We start from the raw sequence: 19,852 nt of genomic DNA, 5'->3' as shown, positions 1-19,852 counted from the left end.
GCGCGAATGGCAACCCTGCCCTACATGATCGGGACGCTTCGATCGGTCGTCCTGGACACCAGGGACCCGGCCGGCCTCGCCGCGTTCTACGCCGCCGTGCTCGGCGGCGACGTGACGGCGCAGGACGACACGTGGGTGGTCTTGACCGAGCCGGGCGGGCGCAGATTGGCCTTCCAGCAGGCGCCCGATCACGAGCCGCCGGCGTTCCCGGATCCGCGTGGGTCCCAGCAGTTCCACCTCGACATCCTGGTCGACGACGTCGACGAGGCGCAGTCAAAGGTGTTGTCGCTCGGGGCAACTCGAGTGCCCGAGGCCGCCGGCGACGACTTCCGGGTCTACCGCGATCCCGCGGGGCACCCGTTCTGCCTGGTGTGGCGAACGGGGGCCTAAACGGGGGGCTAGCAGCCCACCCGGGTGAAGAACGCGGCCGCCACCAGGCCGATGACGAGCGCGATGGTCGGCTGGCCGCTGGACAGGGCGACGACGACCCCGGTGATGGCGCCGACGGCGATGAGCAGCAGCAGGATGCCCATCAGCACCCGCATTCCATTGATCGAGCCGTTGGCGACCGGACGCGTCGTGTTCAACGGGGTTCGGTGTGGTGCAACCATGTGGGCCATCCCTCTCACAGTGACGAGGAGCACATAGTAGCGAACTTTGTGACGTGTGCCACCTAACGGTAGGCACGCTAAAAGTTAGGGCGCCAAAGGATTCGGTCGCACTTTTGCCCGGCGTGATTCGAAGTGCGTCAGCCGCACTGATCGTCGGCGGCGGCCTCGGCCGCGACGATGACCGCCGACTGACGCGCGGGGGACAGCTTCGACCACGGCGAGCCGAAGGTCCCTGGCCCGGCCGAGTCCGACTTCTGCAGGTCTGCCAGGTAGGGCTCGAACTGATCCTTCTGCACGCCGCCCTTGGCCGTCATCCACACCTTCGCAGCGTGGCAGGCCTGGAAGTACTCGTCCTCGGTCGATTCGGCGGGGGTGCCGACGGCGGTCGTGACGCCGCCGGGGGACACCCCGAGCGCGCCGGGGGCGGCGGTGTGGGTCTGCAGGGACGTCGTCGTCGGGCTCGTCGTCGCGGTCGTAGACGCACCGGAACCGCTTTCCGGTGCTCCCGACGAGCAACCGGTGACGAGGGTCGCGAGGGCCGCCACGGCGAGAATCGGGTAGCTGCGCATGCCGCCAATCTATGCAACACTCGCCACCGTGATGGAGCGGACCACCTGTCGGGAGTGTTGTCGGGCTTGACGCCCGCCCCCGATCTGTCCCCATCCACCGGTCTTTGGAGATCCGTTCACCATGTCCCTTGCCCTGCCCTCCGTCGTCGCGCCCACCCGGCTTCGCGTCCCAGATCTGCTGCGGGCGACCGACGTCGCCGCCGATCACGTGCTCTCGGGCCGCTACGACCACGTACTGCCCGTCGGCGGTCCGCCCACCGATGACCGCTGGTTCACCCGGCTGCACGGCGACGACGAACTCGACGTGTGGCTCATCAGCTGGGTGCCCGAGCGTTCGACCGAACTGCACGACCACGGCGGTTCCCTGGGAGCGCTGACCGTCGTCTCGGGTGCCCTCGCCGAAACCCGCTGGGACGGTGGGGCATTGCGTACCCGTCGCCTCGACGCCGGCGACCAGGCCGGGTTTCCGCTCGGCTGGGTGCACGACGTGGTCTGGGCGCCGTCGCGGCCCGTCGTGGTCGGTGCGCCTACGCTGAGCGTGCACGCGTACTCACCGCCCCTCACGGCGATGTCGTACTACGAAGTCACCGACCACGATTCGCTGCGCCGGCAGCGGACCGAGCTGACCGACCACCCGGAGGGGAACTGACCTCGTGAGCAGCCGCATCGACGCCGTCCTGCAGTCGGCTCGCGCCAGGCTGACGCGCATCGACGCCGCCGACGTGCCCGCCGCGGTGGCGCGAGGCGCGGTGCTCGTCGACATCCGGCCCGCCGCGCAGCGCGCCGTCGAGGGCGAGGTCGGCGCCGCCCTCGTCATCGAACGCAACGTGCTCGAGTGGCGCTGCGACCCCACCAGCGACGCGCACATCCCCGAGGCCACCGGCGACGACGTCGAATGGATCGTGCTGTGCTCGGAGGGCTACACGTCCAGTCTCGCGGCGGCCTCGCTGCAGGAGCTCGGCCTGCGCGCCACCGACGTCATCGGCGGCTACCACGCCCTCGTCGCAACGGGCGCGCTACAGCAGCTCGACGCGTCACTCGTCGGAACGCAGCAGCGGCCGTAGCTTGTCGGTCTTGGCCTGAGTCCAACCCGGCGGCTGCATGATCGCCGCCCACGCGTTCGCCACGTCGTGCACGTAGACGTGGCCGTGCCCGTCGGGAACGTCGACGGCGACCGCCATGTCGGCCGACACCTGCAGGAACGTGACGATCGGGATCCACTCCATCCGCGGTGACACGTCATAGCCGCGCGGTTCCCGCAGCCAGTCCGGTTTGGCGAACAGCAGGTCGGGGTTCCACCACGCGATCGGGTCAGAGGCGTGCTGCAGGTACACCACCCGCGGCTCGCCCCACGGCTCGCGCGGGCGGTCCAGATTGGCGGCCTCCGCGGCGAATCGGACGTTCTGGCCCTGGTCGTAGATCGGCAGCCACTGCGGCGATCCCGGATCGCGGTTGCGCGTCAGGTCGGTCCAGATGGTGTTGTTGAACGTCGGCCCGGAGAACAGTGCGCCGTCGGTGCGCGCGATGAGGTTGTTCAGCGACAGGAACGGCGCCTCGCCGCCGAAGGACCCCAGGCTCTCCCCGAACACGACGAGCTTGGGCCGGCGCGCCTCCGGCATCGTGCGCACCAGCGCGTCGACCGCCTCGAAGAGTGCCTGACTGGCCTGCCGGGCGTTCTCCTTGTCGACGAGGAACGACAGCCAGCTCGGCAGGAACGAGTACTGCATCGACACGATGGCCGTGTTGCCGTTGTACATGTACTCCAGGGCCGACGCCTCGGCCTCGTTGATCCACCCCGTGCCCGTGGTGTTGGCGACGGCGACCACGGCGCGATTCAGGCCGCCCATCCGCTGCAGTTCGCGGGCGGCGAGCGTGGCGGCCGCCTGAAAGCCCTTGACGGAGTTGAGCCCCGTGTAGGCGCGGATCGGTTCCATCGCGCCGGGGCCGTTGAACGCCGTCAGGTCCGCCACGGTGGGACCGTTCCCCACGAACACCCGGCCCTGGTGACCCAGCGACGACCACGTCACCAGCGAACCGGGCCCACCGGACCGCAGCGGCGTGCTCGGCGCCGGATTGCTGGGATCCTGCTCGTCGTTGACCGACTCGAAGGTGTGGTTCAGCGTGCTCATGGCGAAGCGCACCACGATGCCGTTGAGCACGGCGACGCTCAGCACCAGCAGCAGCGTCACCACGACGACCGCTGAAACCCGCGGCGGCGCAACACGATCCAGCTGCCGTACCAGGAACCGCACCAATCTCCTGACGAGCTGGCCGATCTCGACGAACACGAAGAGGAACACGATCGAGAGCACCGCCGTCAGGGGGTGGTCCCAGAAGGTCAGCCGCGGCACGCCCATCAGGTCGCGGACGTCGTCCTGCCAGACGTGGAACCAGATGACCGCCAGGGTCTGACCGACGACACCCACCACGACGAGCACGACCCACGCCCGCCGCGGCGCGGGCGGACTGCTGTCCTTCGAGCGCAGATAGCGAACCAGCCAGACGCCGAAGACGCCCAGGCCGTAGCCGATCGCCCCCGCCGCGCCGCTCACCAGGCCCTGGAAGAGGGGACCGCGCGGCAGTAGGGACGGCGTCAGCGAGAACCACACGAACACCAGCCCGACGGCCGTGCCGAAGAACGTGTAGTGCCGCACCCACCAGTCCGGTTTCGGGCGAGCCTCGACCTCCGGGGCGGTCACGTCCTGCGCGGTGTCCGTATCGGTCACCCGAGCACTTTAACGGTGCGTGAAGTTGGGTGTGCGCTTCTCGGTGAAGGCCGCCATGCCCTCGGTCTGATCGTCGGTCGCGAACGCCGAGTGGAACAGCCGCTGCTCGTAGAGAAGGCCTTCGGCCAGCGACGATTCGAAGGCGCGGTTGACGGCCTCCTTGGCCATCCGCGACGCCGACAGCGACATCCCCGCGATGGTCGCGGCGACGGCGTTGGCCTCGTCGAGCAGCGCATCGGCGGGGACGACGCGCGACACCAGCCCGCTGCGCTCGGCCTCGGCGGCGTCGATGGTGCGGCCCGTGAGGATCAGGTCCATGGCCTTCGCCTTGCCGATGGCGCGGGTCAACCGCTGCGAGCCACCCATGCCCGGCAGCACGCCGAGCTTGATCTCGGGCTGGCCGAACTTCGCGCTGTCCGCGGCGATCAGCACGTCGCACATCATCGCCAGCTCGCAGCCGCCGCCGAGGGCGTACCCCGCGACGGCCGCGATGGTGGGCGTGCGGGTCGCGGCGAACCGGGCCCAGGTCGCGAAGAAGTCACTCGCGTAGACGTCTGCGAACGACAGGTCGGCCATCTCCTTGATGTCCGCACCCGCCGCGAAGGCCTTCTCGTTGCCGGTCACGACGATCGCGCCGATGCCCTGGTCGGCGTCGAATTCAGCTGCCGCCGTGGTCAATTCGACCATCACCTGGCTGTTGAGGGCGTTGAGCGCCTTTGGCCTATTCAGGGTGATGGTGCCGACGCGGCCCTCGCGCGTCACCAGAATGGTCTCGTAACTCATGACTCCTCCTCCTCCGGGAACGTCAGGTCGGGATCCGCCGGCGCGAAGTACTCGTCGACGAGGTCCTTCGAACACGATGCCAGGTCCCGCGGTGACCACTGCGGGTTGCGGTCCTTGTCGATGAGTTGGGCCCGGATGCCCTCCACCAGGTCGTGTGACCGCAATGCCGCGCAAGACGTCCGAAACTCCTGGCGCAGAACGTCTTTGAGCGTGTCCAGGCTCCCGGCCCGTCTGACCGCCTCGAGCGTGACCGCCAGGGCGATGGGCGAGCGGCCCTCGATCTGGTCGGCGGCGGCGTCCTGGCCGTGCTCGCGCAGGGCGGCCAGCACGTCGGGCACCGTCGCACCGGTGTAGCACTCGTCAATCCAATCCCGTTGGGCGAGAAGGGGACTGGCGGGGGTCTCCACGGCATGTCGGGACAGCGCAGCATCGACGCCGTCGGCGACGAGCGTGTCGGTGAACGCCGCCAGGTCGTCGTGCGGCACGAAGTGGTCGGCAAAGCCCATGGCGATGGCGTCGGCCCCCGAGAACGGCGCGCCGGTCAGCGCGGCATGCAGGCCGAGCAGCCCCGGAGTGCGCGCCAGCAGATAGGTGCCGCCGACGTCGGGGATGAAGCCGATCCCAACCTCGGGCATCCCCATCTTGGTGGTGTCGGTGACGACGCGGACGCTGCCGTGCGCGCCGACGCCGACGCCACCGCCCATCACGATGCCGTCCATGATCGCGACGTAGGGCTTGGGATAGTCGGCGATGTAGGCGTTCAGGACGTACTCGTCGTGCCAGAACGTGCGCGCCTCGCTGCCGTCGCCCTTGGCGCTGTGATGGATCGCGACGACGTCGCCACCCGCGCAGAGTCCGCGCTCGCCGGCGCCGGTCAGGAGGACCGTGTGCACCGCGTCGTCTTGCTCCCACGCGTGCAGCGCCTGCGCGAGGCCGGTGGCCATGACGTGGTTCAGCGAATTGATGGCCTTGGGCCGGTTCAGCGTGACGTGACCGACGCCGTTCTCGACATTTACTAGGATGTCCTCGTTTTCCGGCACGGCAGTCAATCTAGAGCGTGCGGCCGCAACGGCGCCCAACGGGTAGCCTCTCCCAAGAAGTTCACAGTTTCATCGATCCGGTCGGGAACCGCTCCGGGTCGTCGCACGTTAGACCAGTGTTCGTCGCTCGGCGAACGCCATGCACACGAGAGGATCCGACGGTGCGCGAGAGCAGCAACCCGGTGTTCCGTTCCCTGCCCAAGCAGCAGGGCGGCTACGCCACATTCGGGACCGGAGCCGCCGGCTACGGGGCAGCGGTACAGGCTGATCCCTACGCGGCCCAGCCGTACACCGACCAGGGGACCAACGTCTCCCGTCCCTTGACCATCGACGACGTCGTCACGAAGACCGGCATCACGCTGGCCGTGCTGACGGCCGTCGCCGCAGTCTCCTACTTCCTGGTCGCCCAGAACCTCGCCCTGGCCATGCCGTTCACCATGGTCGGTGCGCTCGGCGGCCTGGTGCTCGTGCTGATCGCGACGTTCGCCCGCAAGCAGGACAACCCCGCGATCGTGCTGGCCTACGCCGCGCTCGAGGGCCTGTTCCTGGGCGCCTTCTCGTTCGTCATCGCCAACCTGTACGTGTCCGGCGTCAGCGCCGGCGCGCTCATCGGTCAGGCGGTGCTCGGCACCATCGGCGTCTTCGTCGGCATGCTGATCGTCTACAAGACCGGCGCCATCCGCGTCACGCCCAAGTTCACCAGGATGCTGGTCGCGGCCATGTTCGGCGTGCTGGCCCTGGCGCTGGGCAACCTGGTGCTCGGGATGTTCGGCGTCGGCGGCGGTGAAGGCCTCGGCCTGCGCAGCGGTGGCCCCATGGCCATCATCTTCTCGCTGGTCTGCATCGGCATCGCGGCGTTCAGCTTCCTGATCGACTTCGACGCGGCCGACCAGATGATCCGCGCCGGCGCGCCGTCAAAGGCGGGCTGGGGCATCGCCCTTGGCCTGACTGTGACGCTGGTCTGGCTCTACATCGAGATCCTGCAGCTACTGAGCTACTTCCAAAGGGATTAGCAGCTGCTCCCCCCGAGAGCCCGGCACCACGGTGCCGGGCTTTCGCTCGTTGTGGGGGGCGTTGACGCCGAGACTGCTAACAGATCGCGATTCATCCACAGATCGCGATCAGCCAGCAGTTTCGACGCGGACATGGTCTGAGGGCTCCTGCATTGTCTGCTCGTGGACCATGCACCGTTCGTCGGCAGTGAGGCGCTCGAAGCCGGCGTCGTGACGAAGTATCAGCTGCGTCATGACTTCCATTGCGTGTTTCCCGGCGTCTACATCGACCGGCGCGCGTCTCCGACCTTGCATCAGAAGGCCAGGGCAGCGTGGCTGTGGTCGCATCGGCAGGGGGTCACTGCCGGACTCACCGCGGCGGGCCTACATGGCTCCAAGTGGATCGACGACGAGCAACCGGTCGAGCTGATATGGCCGAACGCGCGGCGTCCCTGCGGCTTGAAGACCTTCGACTTCCGCCTGGTTGCCGACGAGTTCGACGAGCTCCACGGAATGCGTGTCACGACTCCTGCCCGAACGGCGTTCGATCTGGGCAGGCGCGGCGGCCAGGGCAGAGCCGTGGCGCGGCTGGATGCCTTGGGGAACGCGACCCGATTTTCGGTCGACGACGTCCTCGCGATCGCGGACAGGCACCGTGGCGCACGGGGGCTGCGCCATCTCACCGGTGCACTCGACCTCTACGATCCCGGGGCGGAGTCGCCAAGGGAAACGTGGTTGCGCCTCGTGTTGATTCGCGCCGGGTTTCCTCGACCGCGTACGCAAATCTCGGCTATTGGCCCCAGCGGCCGGCAGTACTACCTCGACATGGGGTGGGAAGACATCAGGGTTGCGGTCGAATACGACGGCGATCAACACCGGATGAGTCGGCCCCAGTTCGTCAAGGACGTTTACCGGCTCGAGGAGTTGCGTGAGATCGAGTGGATCGTCGTAAGGGTGGTCGCCGAGAACTCCGAACGCGACATCGTCGATCGCGTGCGTCGAGCACGCCAATCGAGACTGCTGTGAGATCGCAAAACCTCGCAAATGTGCGATCTCCCAGCAGTCTCGAGACGCAACGCAGTTAGGACAGGCGCTCGATGATCATCGCCATGCCCTGCCCGCCGCCGACGCACATGGTCTCGAGCCCGAACGTCTTGTCGTGGGTGGTCAGGTTGTTCAGCAGCGTGGCGGTGATGCGGGCGCCCGTCATGCCGAACGGGTGACCCAGCGCGATCGCGCCACCGGACACGTTGAGCTTGTCCTCGTCCATGCCGAGCGCCCGCGCCGAGCCCAACACCTGGACCGCGAACGCCTCGTTGATCTCGTACAGGTCGATGTCGTCGATCGTCTTGCCCGCCCGCGCCAGCGCCTGCTTGGACGCCTCGATGGGGCCGAGGCCCATGATCTCCGGCGAGAGCCCCGACACACCGGTCGACACGATGCGCGCGAGCGGCGTCAGGCCCAGCTCCTTGGCCTTCACGTCGCTCATGATGACCACGGCCGCGGCACCGTCGTTCAGCGGGCAGGCGTTGCCCGCGGTGATGGTGCCGTTGGGCCGGAACACCGGCTTGAGCTGGCTGATCTTCTCGTAGGTCGTGCCGGCGCGCGGACCGTCGTCCTTCGTCACGGTCGAGCCGTCGGGCAACGTCACCGGGGAGATCTCGCGCTCGAAGAAGCCGCTGTTGATGGCCTCCTCCGCGCGGTTCTGCGAGCGCACGCCCCAGTGGTCCTGGTCCTCGCGGCTGATGCCGGTGAACAGGGCGACGTTCTCGGCGGTCTGACCCATGGCGATGTAGACGTCGGGCAGCAGGCCGTCCTCGCGCGGGTCGTGCCATTCCTCGGCGCCGAGGGCCGCCTGCTCGGAACGTGCTTGCGCGTCGGCGAATTCGGCGTTCTTGCCGTTGGGCCACCCGTCGGCGCTGCCGTTCATGAACCGCGACACCGTCTCCACACCCGCGGAGATGAAGGCGTCGCCCTCGCCGGCCTTGATCGCGTGGAACGCCATCCGCGTCGTCTGCAGCGACGAGGAGCAGTAGCGGTTGACGGTCGTGCCGGGCAGGAAGTCGTAGCCAAGCTCGACGGCGACGGCGCGCCCGATGTTGTAGCCCGCCTCGCCCGCGGGCTGCCCGCAACCCATGATCAGATCGTCGATGTCGTGGGGATCCAGCGACGGCACCTTGTCGAGGGCGGCGCGCACCATCTGGGCGGCGAGGTCGTCGGGGCGCATGTCGACCAGCGAGCCCTTGCCCGCGCGGCCGATGGGTGAGCGGGCGGTCGAGACGATGACGGCTTCGGGCATGACGGCCTCCTAGGTAGGAACGTGAAGGTAGGAATGTGAAAGCTAGAGCGAACCTAACCGGTCGCGGATGCGACGATCGGCGCGGGGACCCCCGTCGTGCGGCGCCACAACCTGGTGATCCCGCCGATCCGCGCAAACACGGACGCCTCGTCGACCCGGGCGGACAGCGCGGGCTCCAGCTCGGCGTCGGTCGTCGACTCGCCGAGCTCGTGGCACAGCGCGGGCAGTAGCTGCTGGGCGGCGAGCGCGTAGCCCGCGGCCGATGGGTGAAACATGTCGTCGGAGAACAGCACCTCGGGCGCGCGGTGGAACTCCGGTGCCAGCAGGTCCGAGAACGGGACGGCCACCCCGCCCGCGGCATGGACGGCGGCCGCTTGCGCGCGAGCCAGCCGCAAACCGATCGTGCGGGCCACCAGGCGCAGTGGCTGGGGAATGGCGGTGATGACGCCGAAGTCGGGGCACGTGCCCACGACGACGACGGCGCCGCTGCCGCGCAAACGGCGGACCGCCGCGCCGAGGCGTCGGGCGGACGGGCCGATGCCGTTGACGGCCGTCACGTCGTTGGCGCCGATCATGACGACCGCCGCGTCGGGCGGGGGACCCGCGACGTACATCGCGTCGATCTGACCGGACAGGCCCTTGGAGGTGGCTCCGACGATGGCCTTCGTGCTCAGCCGGATCCGCTTGCCCGACTGCTCGGCCAGCCCGCGCGCGATCAGCACCCCGGGGACCTCGTCGGAGACCGCGCAGCCGTATCCGGTCGCGGTCGAGTCGCCGAAGATCATCAGGTGGACGTCGAACGGCACGCCGCGCGTCCACTTCTGCACGGGTCCGCCGCCGGGGACGTACACGCCGTCGGCGCGCGGCGGGATGGCCCATGCCTTGGGGATGACCTGACGGGCCTGGTCGGCCTGGACGTGCAGCAGGTTCCTGGCTCCGACGAACGCGGAGCCGGTCGAGGCGAGTGTGGCGGCCGCTGCCAGGGCAAGGGTCGACCGACGCGGTGCACGAATGACCACGTCCTCCAGTTTAGAGCGGCACTGGCAAATAACTGCGTGGCAGCCGTGTCTGGACGATCACGGTGGGGTATCAAGTCCGGTACGAAGACGAGTTGCTCGTTCTTCGGACGTATTTGTGATGTCAAGCTAAATTACTTGGAGTTGCTCACTAGTTAACGGCTCCGGGCACTACAACGGCGTAGGAAGTGGTGACGATGACCGCACCCAGCACGATCCCAGGGTCTGTCCCGGCCGGCTCGAGCCCAGCTCGGGCACGCCGAACGCGTCGTTTCCCGGTCAGTGACGGAGCACCCGTCGAGGTGCTGGAAGACGGCCCGAGCATGGCCGGTCGGTTGTTTGCTCTGCTGGCGATGACGACGATCAGACCCGCGCTGTCCATCGGTTGCCGCGCCCCGCAGGTGCCGTGGCCGTTCGGCGCGGTCGACATGGTGTCGCGGCTGATGCGTCCGGCGCCGGGCACGATCCGCGCCACCATCGCGCTGCCGAACTGCACCGCGCAACTCGTCCGGGCCGCGGGCGTGCTGCCCGCCGACGGCACGCGCAGCGTCATCCTCTATCTGCACGGCGGTGCGTTCCTGACGTGCGGGGTGAACTCGCACGGTCGGATGGTGACGGCGCTGTCGCGCTTCGCCGACAGCCCGGCTCTGGTCGTGAACTACCGGATGATTCCCAAGCACTCCGTCGGCCAGGCGGTCGACGACTGCTACGACGCGTATCAGTGGTTGCGCCGCAAGGGGTATGAACCCGACCAGATCGTGCTCGCCGGCGACTCGGCGGGCGGCTACCTGTCCCTGGCGCTCGCCGAGCGGCTGCGCGACGAGGGCGAGTTGCCCGCGGCCGTCGTCACCATGTCGCCGCTGTTCGAGATCGACAACGAGAGCCGGGCCCAGCACCCGAACATCAGCACCGACGCGATGTTCCCGCCCCGGGCGTTCGGGGCGCTGGTGACGCTCATCGAGGCGGCGGCCAAGCGACACGTCGTCGACGGTCGGCCCGAGGAGATCTACGAGCCGCTCGACCACGTCGAGACCGGGTTGCCGCGGACGCTGATCCACGTGTCGGGCTCGGAGGTTCTGCTCAACGACGCGCGAAAGGCCGCGCACATGCTCGCCGCGGCGGGCGTGCCGGTCGAGGTGCACGTCTGGCCCGGTCAGATGCACGTCTTCCAACTCGCCGCGCCGACGGTGAAGGAGGCGACCCGATCGCTGAAGCAGATCGGCGCCTACATCAAAGAGGCCACCTGGTAACCCTGAGTCGCGCCTGACACGATGGACGCATGCGCATCGCAGGCCACGTCAGTGAGCTCATCGGCAATACCCCGCTCGTCCGGTTGAACAACGTCGTCCCCGAGGGCGCGGGCACGGTGGCCGCGAAGGTCGAGTACCTCAACCCCGGCGGCAGCGCCAAGGACCGCATCGCCATCAAGATGATCGACGCCGCCGAAGCCAGCGGCGAGCTCCAGCCCGGCGGCACCATCGTCGAACCGACGTCGGGCAACACCGGGGTGGGATTGGCGCTGGTCGCCCAGCAGCGTGGCTACAAGTGCATCTTCGTCTGCCCGGACAAGGTCAGCGAGGACAAGCGAAACGTGTTGCGCGCGTACGGCGCCGAGGTCGTGGTGTGCCCGACGGCGGTCGCGCCCGAGGATCCCGACAGCTACTACAGCGTCTCGGATCGCCTCGTCCGCGAGGTCGACGGGGCGTGGAAGCCCGACCAGTACTCCAATCCCATGGGCCCCGAGAGTCACTACGAGACGACGGGTCCGGAGATCTGGGCCGACACCGACGGCAAGGTCACGCACTTCGTCACGGGCGTCGGCACCGGCGGCACCATCACCGGCGTGGGCCGCTACCTCAAGGAGGTGTCGGGGGGCCGGGTGAAGATCATCGGCGCCGACCCCGAGGGCTCGGTGTACTCCGGCGGCACGGGTCGGCCCTACCTCGTCGAGGGCGTCGGCGAGGACTTCTGGCCGTCGGCCTACGACCCGTCGGTTCCCGACGAGATCATCGCGGTCTCCGACGCCGACTCGTTCGAGATGACGCGCCGCCTGGCCCGCGAAGAGGCCCTGCTGGTGGGTGGCTCCTGCGGGATGGCCACCGTCGCCGCGCTGCGCGTCGCCGAGCGCGAGGGTCCCGACGCGCTCGTCGTCGTCCTGCTCCCCGACGGCGGAAGGGGTTATCTCTCAAAGATCTTCAGCGACTCGTGGATGTCGTCCTACGGCTTCCTGCGCAGCAGGCTCGACGGGTCGATCGAGCAGTCGACGGTCGGAGACGTGTTGCGACGCAAGTCCGGTGCGCTGCCCGACCTGGTGCACACCCACCCGTCGGAGACGGTGCGCGACGCCATCGGAATCCTGCGCGAGTACGGGGTGTCCCAGATGCCCGTCGTCGGCGCCGAGCCTCCGGTGATGGCGGGCGAGGTGGCGGGCAGCGTGTCCGAACGCGAACTCCTCTCGGCGGTGTTCGAGGGCCGCGCGAAGCTCGCGGACGCGGTGTCGCAACACATGAGTCCGGCGCTGCCGCTGATCGGCGCCGGTGAACTTGTCAATACGGCGGCCAAGACGCTGCGCGAGTGCGACGCCGTGATGGTGGTCGAGGAGGGCAAGCCGGTGGGCGTGCTCACCCGGCACGACCTGTTGGGCTTCCTGTCGGACGGCAATCTGCGCCGCTAGGTTTGCCGAAAGTGGTTAGCGACGGCAAGGATTGCCGCTCGCACGTTGCCCGGAAGAAGTTCGCGCCATGGCCATTTTTGGGGGCGACTTCTCAGGTAGGGTAACAGCGCTTGACTTCAGCGATCAAGATCATCGGAAGGCGCTCATGACCGAGTATCCGCCACCCCCGCCTGGCAACTTTCCGCCGCCGCCTCCCGGTAACTACCCACCGCCGCCGCCCGGCAACTACCCGCCGCCCCCGCCGCCCGGCGCAGGCGGCTACGGGCAGGGCGGATACGGCGGCCCGCCCGAGAGGCAACCGGACAGCAACCTGGTGTGGGCCATCCTGGTCACCGTGCTCTGCTGCCTGCCGCTGGGCATCGTGTCGATCGTCAAGGCCACTCAGGTGTCCGGGCTGTGGGGACAGGGGCGTTACGCCGAGGCGCAGAAGGCCTCCGCCGACGCGAGAAAGTACGCCATCTGGGGTGCCGTCGCCGGCGTGGTCGTGGGGATCATCTACGCGATCGTCGTGTTCTCGACCGGCGGCAGCCCCTCCTACTCGTAGCCGTCGAGTCGATGCTACAGACCCGCCGCACGCCGGCCCTCGCGTCGCTGGGCGCCCCACTGGGTGTCGTGGCGGCCGCTGGATTGGGTTGCGGCGCAATCTGGTTGGGTGATCCGCTGTCGGCGGGCGGGCCGCTGCCGGTGTGCCCGACGAAGGCGCTGCTCGGCATCGACTGCCCCGGCTGCGGAAGCCTACGGATGATCTACTGCCTCCTGCACGGCGACGCGGCGGGCGCGATCCGCTACAACGCGCTCGGTCTGGTGGCGGTGCTGTTCCTGCTGTGGGCCTTCGGCGCGTGGACCTACGGCCGCCTCGTCGGGCGACGGATCGCCAGCTGGCAGCACTACCGCTGGTCGGCGGCCGTCGCGCTGGTGCTGGTGCTCGCCTGGTTCGTCGTCCGCAACCTGCCCTTCGCGCCCTTCACCGTCCTATATGTCTGAGCCCCAACGAGATTCCCTTCCCCGAACCGGCCGAAAGGTGAGACGACCGTGACGAACCCGCCCCCACCGCCCGAGGACGACGAGTCCACGCCCACGACGGGTTCGCCGCCACCCCCGCCGCCGGGGAACTTCCCGCCGCCGGGGAACTACCCGCCGCCGCCGGGGAACTACCCGCCTCCGCCGGGGAGCTACCCGCCGCCGGGTGGGAGCTACCCGCCGCCGGGGAACTACCCGCCTCCGCCCGGGAACTACCCGCCGCCGGGGAACTACCCGCCTCCGCCCGGGAACTACCCGCCGCCAGGCAATTACGGCGCGCCTCCGCCGGGGAACTACCCCCCGCCTCCGCCCGGCAACTACCCCCCGCCTCCGCCCGGCAACTACGGCGGGCAGGGGTACTACCCGCCGCCCGGCGGCTACCCCCAGCAGGGGGGCTATGCGCCGTCGGACGTCTACGGCGGGCGCCGGGTCGACGTGGGGGCCGGGTTCGGGTGGGCCTGGCACGCGTTCACCAGGAACGCCGCCGCGCTCATCGTGCCGACGCTGGTCTACGCCATCGTCGTCGGCGTGGTGTACGGCGTCGTCTACGGCCTGGCCCTCGCGGTGGCACCGGACCGCGTGTCGTCCTACGACTCGTCGGACAGCGGCGTCAGCTACACGATCACGTCCGACCTCGGCGTGGCCAGCATCGTCGTGCTCCTGCTGGGCGGCCTGGTGACGTTCGTCGTCGCGGGGGCGATCGCGTCGGCGTACTACGCCGGACTGCTCGAGATCGCCGACGGGCGACCGGTGACGATCGGGTCGTTCTTCAAGCCCCGCAACGTCGGCAGCGTGCTCGTCGCGAGCCTGATCATCGGGGTGCTGACGACCATCGGGCAGTTCCTGTGCTTCCTCCCCGGTCTGGTGGTGTCGCTGTTCACGATGTTCGCCGTGGTGTCGATCGTCGACCGCAACCTGCCGCCCGTCGACGGCCTCAAGGCCAGCTTCGAGATGGTGAAGTCGCACTTCGGGCAGGTGCTGCTCGCCTGGCTCATCATCATCGTCACCGTGTTGGTGGGTGCGGTGCTGTGCGGCATCGGACTGCTGCTGGCGGCCCCACTGGCGGGGCTCTTCCTGGTGCACACCTACCGCACGCTCGGAGGCGGGACGATCGCCGAACCGGTGGCCTGACCGAATTCACCAGCGCGACAATCGATGTCGTCGCGCCGCTCGACCGCCGTCGGACCACGACCGCCGGCGAGCGCAGCGAGACGGTCTGCCCTGCGCGGTGATCCACGCCGGGTTCGGTAGCGTCGGGTGGTCGAACCTCGAGCACGGGAAGAGAAATCGTGAACCAACCCGAGCGTGCTCCGCGCCTCGCCCGCACCGCGTACACCTCGTGGGTGACGCGCGTGCTGGCCTACCTCATCGACGTCGTACCCGCGGTGATCGTGTTCCTTCTCGGCGTCGCGATCGAGGTCGGCACCCGGCAGCGGCTCTGCGCCGCCACCACCACGCCGTACGACATCGCGCCGTACTGCGCGACCGGCAACAGCTACGTCGGCCTGTCGGTGTTCCTCGGCTCGATGGTCGTCGCGCTCGCGTACCTGGTGTGGAACTACGGCTACCGGCAGGGCACGACCGGCAGCAGCCTCGGCAAGTCGGTGCTCAAGTTTCGGGTCGTCGGCGAACGTACCGGGCAGCCGATCGGCTTCGGGCGCTCGGTGCTGCGCCAACTCGCCCACGCCGTCGACGCGGTCATCTGCTACGTCGGCTTCCTCTTCCCGCTGTGGGACGCCCGCCGGCAGACCCTGGCCGACAAGCTCGTCAAGACCGTCTGCGTGCCGCTCAGCGGAACGCGCTGACCCCCGTCAGGGCCTCGCCGATCACCAGCTGGTGCACCTCCGAGGTGCCCTCGTAGGTCAGCACCGACTCCAGGTTGTTGGCATGTCGGATGACGGGGTACTCGAGCGTAATCCCGTTGGCGCCCAACAGGGTTCGGCATTGACGGGCGATCTTGATGGCCTCGCGGACGTTGTTGAGCTTGCCGACGCTGACCTGCTCGGGCTTGATCGTGCCCTGGTCCTTGAGCCTGCCCAGGTGCAGAGCCAGCAGCTGCGCCTTGGCCAATTCCACGGCCATGTCGGCGATCTTGGCCTGGGTCAACTGATAGCCGGACAGCGGCTTGTCGAATACCTCGCGAGTGCCGACGTAGTCCAGCGTCGCCTCCAGGCAGTCGCGGGCCGCACCGACCGAGCCAAACACGATGCCGAACCGCGCCTCGTTGAGGCAGGCCAGCGGACCCGACAAGCCCCGTGCGCCAGGCAGTTTCGCGTCGTCGGGCACGCGGACGTCGTCGAGGCTGAACTCGGCGGTGACCGATGCCCGCAGCGACATCTTGTGAGTCATCTCCCTGGCGCTGAACCCGGGTGTCGTGGTCGGGACGGCGAATCCGACGACGCCTTCCTCCGCGCGGGCCCAGACGATGGCGACGTCGGCGATGGACGCGTTCGTGATCCACATCTTGGAGCCGTTGAGGATCCAGTCGGAGCCATCGCGGCGGGCCGTCGTCCGCATGCCGCCGGGGTTGGAACCGAAGTCCGGCTCGGTCAGCCCGAAGCAACCGATCACCTCGCCGGCGGCCATCCCCGGCAGCCACTGCTCGCGCTGCTCCTCGCTACCCCAGCGGTGGATGGCGAACATGGCGAGTGACCCTTGGACCGACACCAGGCTGCGCAGCCCGCTGTCGACGGCCTCGAGCTCTTCGCACACCAGGCCGTACGCGGTGGCCGACGAGCCGCTGCAGCCGTAGCCCTCCAGGTGCATGCCGAGCAGGCCGAGTTTGCCGATTTCCACGGCGAGGTCGCGGACCGGCACCTCACCCGCCTCGAACCACTCCGTGACGTTGGGCCGCAGTCGCTGCTCGCCGAACTGGCGGACCATGGTGCGCAGCTCGAGGTCCTCGGGGGTGAGCAGGGAGTCGAGGTCGAGCAGACTTTCGATCGTCGTGGTCATGCTGTTGGTTGTACCCGACGCTCGGTGGCGACGAACACCGTTACGCTGATCGGCGATGAGTGAGCAGCGTTACGCTGATCGGCGATGAGTGAGCAGCGTTCCAAGGCAGACGCCTACCGCGCCTACGGTCCCGCGACGCGGGCGATCCATGCCGGCTTCCGCCCCGACCCCGCGACCGGTGCGGTCAACGCCCCGATCTACGCGTCCTCGACGTTCGCTCAGGACGGGGTCGGCGGTCTTCGCGGTGGCTTCGAGTACGCCCGCACGGGCAACCCGACGCGCGCGGCGCTGGAGGCCAGCCTGGCCGCCGTCGAGGGGGGCGCCTTCGCCAGGGCGTTCGCCTCGGGCATGGCGGCCACGGACTGCACCCTCCGCGCCCTGCTGCGACCCGGTGACCACGTCGTCATCCCCGACGACGCCTACGGGGGCACGTTCCGGCTCATCGACAAGGTGTTCTCGCAGTGGGGAGTCACCCACACGCCCGCCGCGCTGTCCGATCTCGACGCCGTGCGCGCCGCGATCACCGACGCCACCCGGTTGGTGTGGGTCGAGACTCCGACCAATCCGCTGCTGACGATCGCCGACATCGCGGGCATCGTCGAGCTGGCCTCGGGTACGGGCGCAAAGGTGTTGGTGGACAACACGTTTGCCTCACCAGCGTTGCAGCAGCCGTTGGCGCTGGGCGCCGACGTCGTGCTGCACTCCACGACCAAGTACATCGGCGGGCACTCCGACGTCGTCGGCGGCGCCCTGGTGACCGACGACGAGGAGCTCGACGCGGCGTTCGCCTTCCTGCAGAACGGCGCGGGCGCGGTGCCCGGTCCGTTCGACGCCTACCTGACGATGCGCGGGCTCAAGACGTTGTCGTTGCGCATGGAGCGGCACAGCGAGAACGCGGCGCAGGTCGCCGAATTCCTCGTCGAGCACCCGGCGATCGACACCGTGCTCTACCCGGGCCTGCCGAGTCACCCCCATCACGACGTCGCGGCGCGGCAGATGTCCGGCTTCGGGGGGATGGTGTCGGTGCGGCTGCGCGGCGGTGTGGAGGCCGCGCGGCGGATGTGCGCCCGCACCGAAATCTTCATCCTCGCCGAATCGCTCGGCGGCGTGGAGTCGTTGATCGAGCATCCCGGCGCGATGACGCATGCGTCGACTGCGGGCTCGCAGTTGGAGGTGCCCGCCGATCTCGTCCGGCTGTCCGTCGGCATCGAGGACGTCGGGGATCTCCTCGGTGACCTCGATCAGGCCCTACGCCAGGGCTGACCGCAGAGCGGACGCCGTCACGGCCAGGTTGACCTCCGGGAGCGCGGTCGGATACTCGTCAACCCAACTGCCGCTGGCGATTTCGCTCGCCCTGGCGTGGACCCACCGCCATCCACGATCGTTGAGGCTCAGCAGCGCTCCGAGGCCGTCCGCGGCGTGCAGCACGGTGACGATCGCCGCCGTCGGGGGCGTCGGCGGCCGACCGTCGAACAGCGCCGACAGCAGCTGCGCCCTGGCCGCGGCCACCCGGTCGCGGTCGGTCAGCGGCCACGCGTGGTGTCGCCGCCCGAGGGGCACCCGGCGAATCTGGCCCAGCTGCTCCAGGTGGGTGGCGACGCGGTCCTGTACGTCCCTGGCGATCTTCGCGAGAGCTCGCGACGGGTTCAGCGGCCGTTGCTGCAGGAGCGCCCACGCCGGTGCGAGCACCGGATCGATCGGGCCCTCGGCACGTAGCGCGATCAGCGTGCCCGGTTCGACGCCGTCACCCGGTACGGCGGGCCGCACCCGGCAGGCATGCGCGAGGTCGAGCAGCACGCCGGCGGCCAGCACCCGTTCCCGGCGCCGACGGTCCAGCGCGGGCTGGGCCGTCGCGTTGTCCAGCAGCAGTAAGAAGAGATCCTCGGCGATCCGCGCCATGCACGGACCGTAGAGCACCCGGCCGTCGGGCCTAGGAGTGGTAGGGCTCCGCGCTGAGCAGCTCGACCTCGATGGTGCTGCCGTTCGGCACCACGTAGCTGCGCTTCTCGCCGACCTTGGCGTCGATGATCGCGCCGCCGAGCGGGGACTTGGGGGAGTAGACCTCGAGCTTGCCGTCGGTGACGCCCTCCTGGCGCGTGCCGATCAGGAACGTCTCGACGTCGCCGTCTTCGAACTTGACCTTGACCACCGAACCGGGCAGGGCGATGCCGGACTGCTTGGGCGCCTCGCCGACCTTGGCGTTGTTGAGCAGCTCCTGCAGCTGGCGGATACGCGCCTCCTGCTGGCCCTGATCCTCGCGGGCCTGGTGGTAACCGCCGTTCTCGCGGAGGTCGCCCTCCTCGCGGCGGTCGTTGATCTCGGCGGCGATGATGGGCCGGTTGGCGATGAGTTGGTCGAGCTCGGCCTTCAGGCGGTCGAATGCCTCTTCGGTCAGCCAGGTGACCTGGGTGTCGGTCATGGTCGCGCTCCTGTCGTCGTCTCGCGCTGTCAGCGTGGAAAGTATTTGCGGGTGTTGCCGCGATCGCAGGCGCTGAAGAGCGCATAAAAGCAGCAATACACGGCTCCGCGAGGAACCGTGCACACAGTCCATGGTAGCACCGTGGGGACCGGCGCTCTTTACGATTTAGCCGTCCGGCGTTCGCCCGGCCGTCGCCATTTCAGGGCGCGACCAGGTAACTGGGGACGTCGAGCCCGCATCCGTAGACGTCGCCGACGACCGGTGGCCGCGTCGACTCCACCACCGCCGTGACCTGGACCGTGGACTGGGTGGACGGCGGCACCAGGAACTCGCGGCGGCCGGTCTCGGCGCCGTCGAGGGAGCGGGCGCGGATGATGCACACCGCGGGCCGCGACGGGTCGGGCCGGGTGACGCTCGCGGTCACCTCGACAGCGTTGCCGCCGAGCAGGCGGTACCCGCTGAGCTCGCCCTTCACCTCGCCGGTGCCGAGGCGTTGGTAGGCGACGAGCGCCAGCGCGACGCCCGCCGCGACGATGACCACCGACAGGGCGATCAGCCAGGTCCGGCGCGAGCGCCGGGTCAGGCGCGGCTGGCCGTAGCGGGCCGTCGGGCGCTCGATCACGAGGGGTCGGCCCTCCTAGCGGGGGTACGAGTGTGCGATCAGTGTGGGTCCGGGTTCAGCCGAGGGGACGGGTCTGGGTTCGGACGATTGGACTAGGACTGGAACTATAGGGGCAGCACTCGTGGT

Annotated in this window: 23 protein-coding genes; 12 read left to right on the top strand and 11 right to left on the bottom strand. The window is 69.0% G+C overall.

The annotated features are described in order from the left end of the window. The first annotated feature begins 6 nt into the window (after positions 1–6). Entirely contained in the window at positions 7–390 is a 384-nt protein-coding gene (locus G6N60_RS21400) for a VOC family protein (protein WP_372510967.1), read from the top strand. Between the two features lie 8 nt (positions 391–398). On the opposite strand, the gene G6N60_RS21395 is transcribed toward G6N60_RS21400, so the two are convergent. Together G6N60_RS21395 and G6N60_RS21390 are read right to left on the bottom strand one after the other, a co-directional pair. Continuing rightward, a complete protein-coding gene (locus G6N60_RS21395) occupies positions 399–611 on the bottom strand; it encodes a hypothetical protein (RefSeq protein WP_163730778.1) in 213 nt (70 codons plus the stop codon). A 137-nt stretch (positions 612–748) separates the two neighbouring features. Continuing rightward, positions 749–1,180, bottom strand: coding sequence for a lipoprotein LpqV (locus G6N60_RS21390; RefSeq protein ID WP_163741031.1), 432 nt, complete (start codon positions 1,178–1,180; stop codon positions 749–751). A 121-nt stretch (positions 1,181–1,301) separates the two neighbouring features. Between G6N60_RS21390 and G6N60_RS21385 the strand changes: the two genes are divergently transcribed. After that, complete coding sequence (locus tag G6N60_RS21385; protein WP_163741029.1) at positions 1,302–1,829, top strand: cysteine dioxygenase; 528 nt, start codon at positions 1,302–1,304, stop codon at positions 1,827–1,829. 4 nt (positions 1,830–1,833) lie between these two features. Continuing rightward, complete coding sequence (locus G6N60_RS21380) at positions 1,834–2,244, top strand: rhodanese-like domain-containing protein (RefSeq protein WP_163741027.1); 411 nt, start codon at positions 1,834–1,836, stop codon at positions 2,242–2,244. On the opposite strand, the gene G6N60_RS21375 is transcribed toward G6N60_RS21380, so the two are convergent. Genes G6N60_RS21375 through G6N60_RS21365 form a run of 3 tightly spaced genes read right to left on the bottom strand, consistent with a single transcriptional unit; the run spans position 2,215 to position 5,729 of the window. After that, positions 2,215–3,906 (bottom strand): alpha/beta hydrolase, encoded by a 1,692-nt coding sequence (locus G6N60_RS21375; protein WP_163741025.1) that lies wholly within the window; start codon positions 3,904–3,906, stop codon positions 2,215–2,217. The two genes, G6N60_RS21380 and G6N60_RS21375, sit on opposite strands and share 30 nt — an antisense overlap. 9 nt (positions 3,907–3,915) lie before the next feature. Then, positions 3,916–4,689 (bottom strand): enoyl-CoA hydratase, encoded by a 774-nt coding sequence (locus G6N60_RS21370; RefSeq protein ID WP_163741023.1) that lies wholly within the window; start codon positions 4,687–4,689, stop codon positions 3,916–3,918. Then, the gene (locus tag G6N60_RS21365; RefSeq protein WP_163741022.1) at positions 4,686–5,729 is read right to left on the bottom strand and encodes an enoyl-CoA hydratase/isomerase family protein; all 1,044 of its coding nucleotides are present in this window, start codon (positions 5,727–5,729) and stop codon (positions 4,686–4,688) included. Before G6N60_RS21365 ends, G6N60_RS21370 begins: the two co-directional genes overlap by 4 nt. A gap of 161 nt (positions 5,730–5,890) precedes the next feature. Between G6N60_RS21365 and G6N60_RS21360 the strand changes: the two genes are divergently transcribed. Beyond that, positions 5,891–6,742, top strand: coding sequence for a Bax inhibitor-1/YccA family protein (locus G6N60_RS21360; protein WP_163741019.1), 852 nt, complete (start codon positions 5,891–5,893; stop codon positions 6,740–6,742). A gap of 162 nt (positions 6,743–6,904) precedes the next feature. Beyond that, positions 6,905–7,747: a type IV toxin-antitoxin system AbiEi family antitoxin gene (locus tag G6N60_RS21355; protein WP_163741017.1), complete on the top strand. Its 843-nt coding sequence runs from the start codon at positions 6,905–6,907 to the stop codon at positions 7,745–7,747. Between the two features lie 55 nt (positions 7,748–7,802). Here the strand turns inward: G6N60_RS21355 and G6N60_RS21350 are convergent, their stop codons facing one another. Together G6N60_RS21350 and G6N60_RS21345 are read right to left on the bottom strand one after the other, a co-directional pair. After that, complete coding sequence (locus tag G6N60_RS21350; protein WP_163741015.1) at positions 7,803–9,020, bottom strand: acetyl-CoA C-acetyltransferase; 1,218 nt, start codon at positions 9,018–9,020, stop codon at positions 7,803–7,805. A gap of 53 nt (positions 9,021–9,073) precedes the next feature. Then, entirely contained in the window at positions 9,074–10,039 is a 966-nt protein-coding gene (locus G6N60_RS21345) for an SGNH/GDSL hydrolase family protein (protein ID WP_163741013.1), read from the bottom strand. 194 nt (positions 10,040–10,233) lie between these two features. On the opposite strand from G6N60_RS21345, the gene G6N60_RS21340 reads away from it, so the two are divergent. From G6N60_RS21340 to G6N60_RS21315, 6 genes are all read left to right on the top strand, one after another. Then, positions 10,234–11,286 carry an alpha/beta hydrolase gene (locus tag G6N60_RS21340; RefSeq protein ID WP_163741011.1) on the top strand — a complete coding sequence of 351 codons (1,053 nt, stop codon included), beginning with the start codon at positions 10,234–10,236 and terminating at the stop codon, positions 11,284–11,286. 29 nt (positions 11,287–11,315) lie between these two features. Next, entirely contained in the window at positions 11,316–12,710 is a 1,395-nt protein-coding gene (locus G6N60_RS21335) for a cystathionine beta-synthase (RefSeq protein WP_163741010.1), read from the top strand. A 145-nt stretch (positions 12,711–12,855) separates the two neighbouring features. Further along, positions 12,856–13,254: a CD225/dispanin family protein gene (locus G6N60_RS21330; RefSeq protein ID WP_163741008.1), complete on the top strand. Its 399-nt coding sequence runs from the start codon at positions 12,856–12,858 to the stop codon at positions 13,252–13,254. Between the two features lie 11 nt (positions 13,255–13,265). Beyond that, a complete protein-coding gene (locus G6N60_RS21325) occupies positions 13,266–13,694 on the top strand; it encodes a DUF2752 domain-containing protein (RefSeq protein WP_163741006.1) in 429 nt (142 codons plus the stop codon). A 48-nt stretch (positions 13,695–13,742) separates the two neighbouring features. Next, a complete protein-coding gene (locus tag G6N60_RS21320; protein WP_163741004.1) occupies positions 13,743–14,861 on the top strand; it encodes a DUF7847 domain-containing protein in 1,119 nt (372 codons plus the stop codon). Positions 14,862–15,016: 155 nt separating this feature from the next. Then, on the top strand, positions 15,017–15,535 hold the full coding sequence (locus G6N60_RS21315) for an Rv1078 family RDD domain-containing protein (RefSeq protein WP_163744314.1): 519 nt from the start codon (positions 15,017–15,019) through the stop codon (positions 15,533–15,535). Here the strand turns inward: G6N60_RS21315 and G6N60_RS21310 are convergent. Next, the gene (locus tag G6N60_RS21310; RefSeq protein WP_179969721.1) at positions 15,519–16,685 is read right to left on the bottom strand and encodes an acyl-CoA dehydrogenase family protein; all 1,167 of its coding nucleotides are present in this window, start codon (positions 16,683–16,685) and stop codon (positions 15,519–15,521) included. The genes G6N60_RS21315 and G6N60_RS21310 overlap by 17 nt on opposite strands. Before the next feature lie 84 nt (positions 16,686–16,769). Between G6N60_RS21310 and G6N60_RS21305 the strand changes: the two genes are divergently transcribed. Further along, positions 16,770–17,948, top strand: coding sequence for a cystathionine gamma-synthase (locus G6N60_RS21305; protein ID WP_163741002.1), 1,179 nt, complete (start codon positions 16,770–16,772; stop codon positions 17,946–17,948). On the opposite strand, the gene G6N60_RS21300 is transcribed toward G6N60_RS21305, so the two are convergent. From G6N60_RS21300 to G6N60_RS21290, 3 genes are all read right to left on the bottom strand, one after another. Continuing rightward, on the bottom strand, positions 17,934–18,584 hold the full coding sequence (locus G6N60_RS21300; RefSeq protein WP_163741000.1) for a GOLPH3/VPS74 family protein: 651 nt from the start codon (positions 18,582–18,584) through the stop codon (positions 17,934–17,936). The genes G6N60_RS21305 and G6N60_RS21300 overlap by 15 nt on opposite strands. Positions 18,585–18,615: 31 nt before the next feature. Further along, the gene (gene greA, locus G6N60_RS21295) at positions 18,616–19,104 is read right to left on the bottom strand and encodes a transcription elongation factor GreA (protein ID WP_163740998.1); all 489 of its coding nucleotides are present in this window, start codon (positions 19,102–19,104) and stop codon (positions 18,616–18,618) included. Between the two features lie 199 nt (positions 19,105–19,303). Further along, complete coding sequence (locus G6N60_RS21290) at positions 19,304–19,726, bottom strand: DUF4307 domain-containing protein (RefSeq protein WP_163740996.1); 423 nt, start codon at positions 19,724–19,726, stop codon at positions 19,304–19,306. Positions 19,727–19,852 lie beyond the last annotated feature (126 nt).

Origin of the sequence: Mycolicibacterium madagascariense, from assembly GCF_010729665.1 — a bacterium.
GTDB lineage: Bacteria > Actinomycetota > Actinomycetes > Mycobacteriales > Mycobacteriaceae > Mycobacterium > Mycobacterium madagascariense.
This window is presented reverse-complemented; position numbering and strand designations above follow the sequence as displayed.

Bases quoted from the DNA above. Each gene is read 5' to 3' on its own strand.
- G6N60_RS21400 (WP_372510967.1), top strand. From the start codon at position 7: ATGGCAACCCTGCCCTACATGATCGGGACGCTTCGATCGGTCGTCCTG.
- G6N60_RS21395 (WP_163730778.1), bottom strand. From the start codon at position 611: ATGGTTGCACCACACCGAACCCCGTTGAACACGACGCGTCCGGTCGCC.
- G6N60_RS21390 (WP_163741031.1), bottom strand. From the start codon at position 1,180: ATGCGCAGCTACCCGATTCTCGCCGTGGCGGCCCTCGCGACCCTCGTC.
- G6N60_RS21385 (WP_163741029.1), top strand. From the start codon at position 1,302: ATGTCCCTTGCCCTGCCCTCCGTCGTCGCGCCCACCCGGCTTCGCGTC.
- G6N60_RS21370 (WP_163741023.1), bottom strand. From the start codon at position 4,689: ATGAGTTACGAGACCATTCTGGTGACGCGCGAGGGCCGCGTCGGCACC.
- G6N60_RS21350 (WP_163741015.1), bottom strand. From the start codon at position 9,020: ATGCCCGAAGCCGTCATCGTCTCGACCGCCCGCTCACCCATCGGCCGC.
- G6N60_RS21340 (WP_163741011.1), top strand. From the start codon at position 10,234: ATGACCGCACCCAGCACGATCCCAGGGTCTGTCCCGGCCGGCTCGAGC.
- G6N60_RS21335 (WP_163741010.1), top strand. From the start codon at position 11,316: ATGCGCATCGCAGGCCACGTCAGTGAGCTCATCGGCAATACCCCGCTC.
- G6N60_RS21330 (WP_163741008.1), top strand. From the start codon at position 12,856: ATGACCGAGTATCCGCCACCCCCGCCTGGCAACTTTCCGCCGCCGCCT.
- G6N60_RS21325 (WP_163741006.1), top strand. From the start codon at position 13,266: ATGCTACAGACCCGCCGCACGCCGGCCCTCGCGTCGCTGGGCGCCCCA.
- G6N60_RS21310 (WP_179969721.1), bottom strand. From the start codon at position 16,685: ATGACCACGACGATCGAAAGTCTGCTCGACCTCGACTCCCTGCTCACC.
- G6N60_RS21305 (WP_163741002.1), top strand. From the start codon at position 16,770: ATGAGTGAGCAGCGTTCCAAGGCAGACGCCTACCGCGCCTACGGTCCC.
- G6N60_RS21300 (WP_163741000.1), bottom strand. From the start codon at position 18,584: ATGGCGCGGATCGCCGAGGATCTCTTCTTACTGCTGCTGGACAACGCG.
- greA (WP_163740998.1), bottom strand. From the start codon at position 19,104: ATGACCGACACCCAGGTCACCTGGCTGACCGAAGAGGCATTCGACCGC.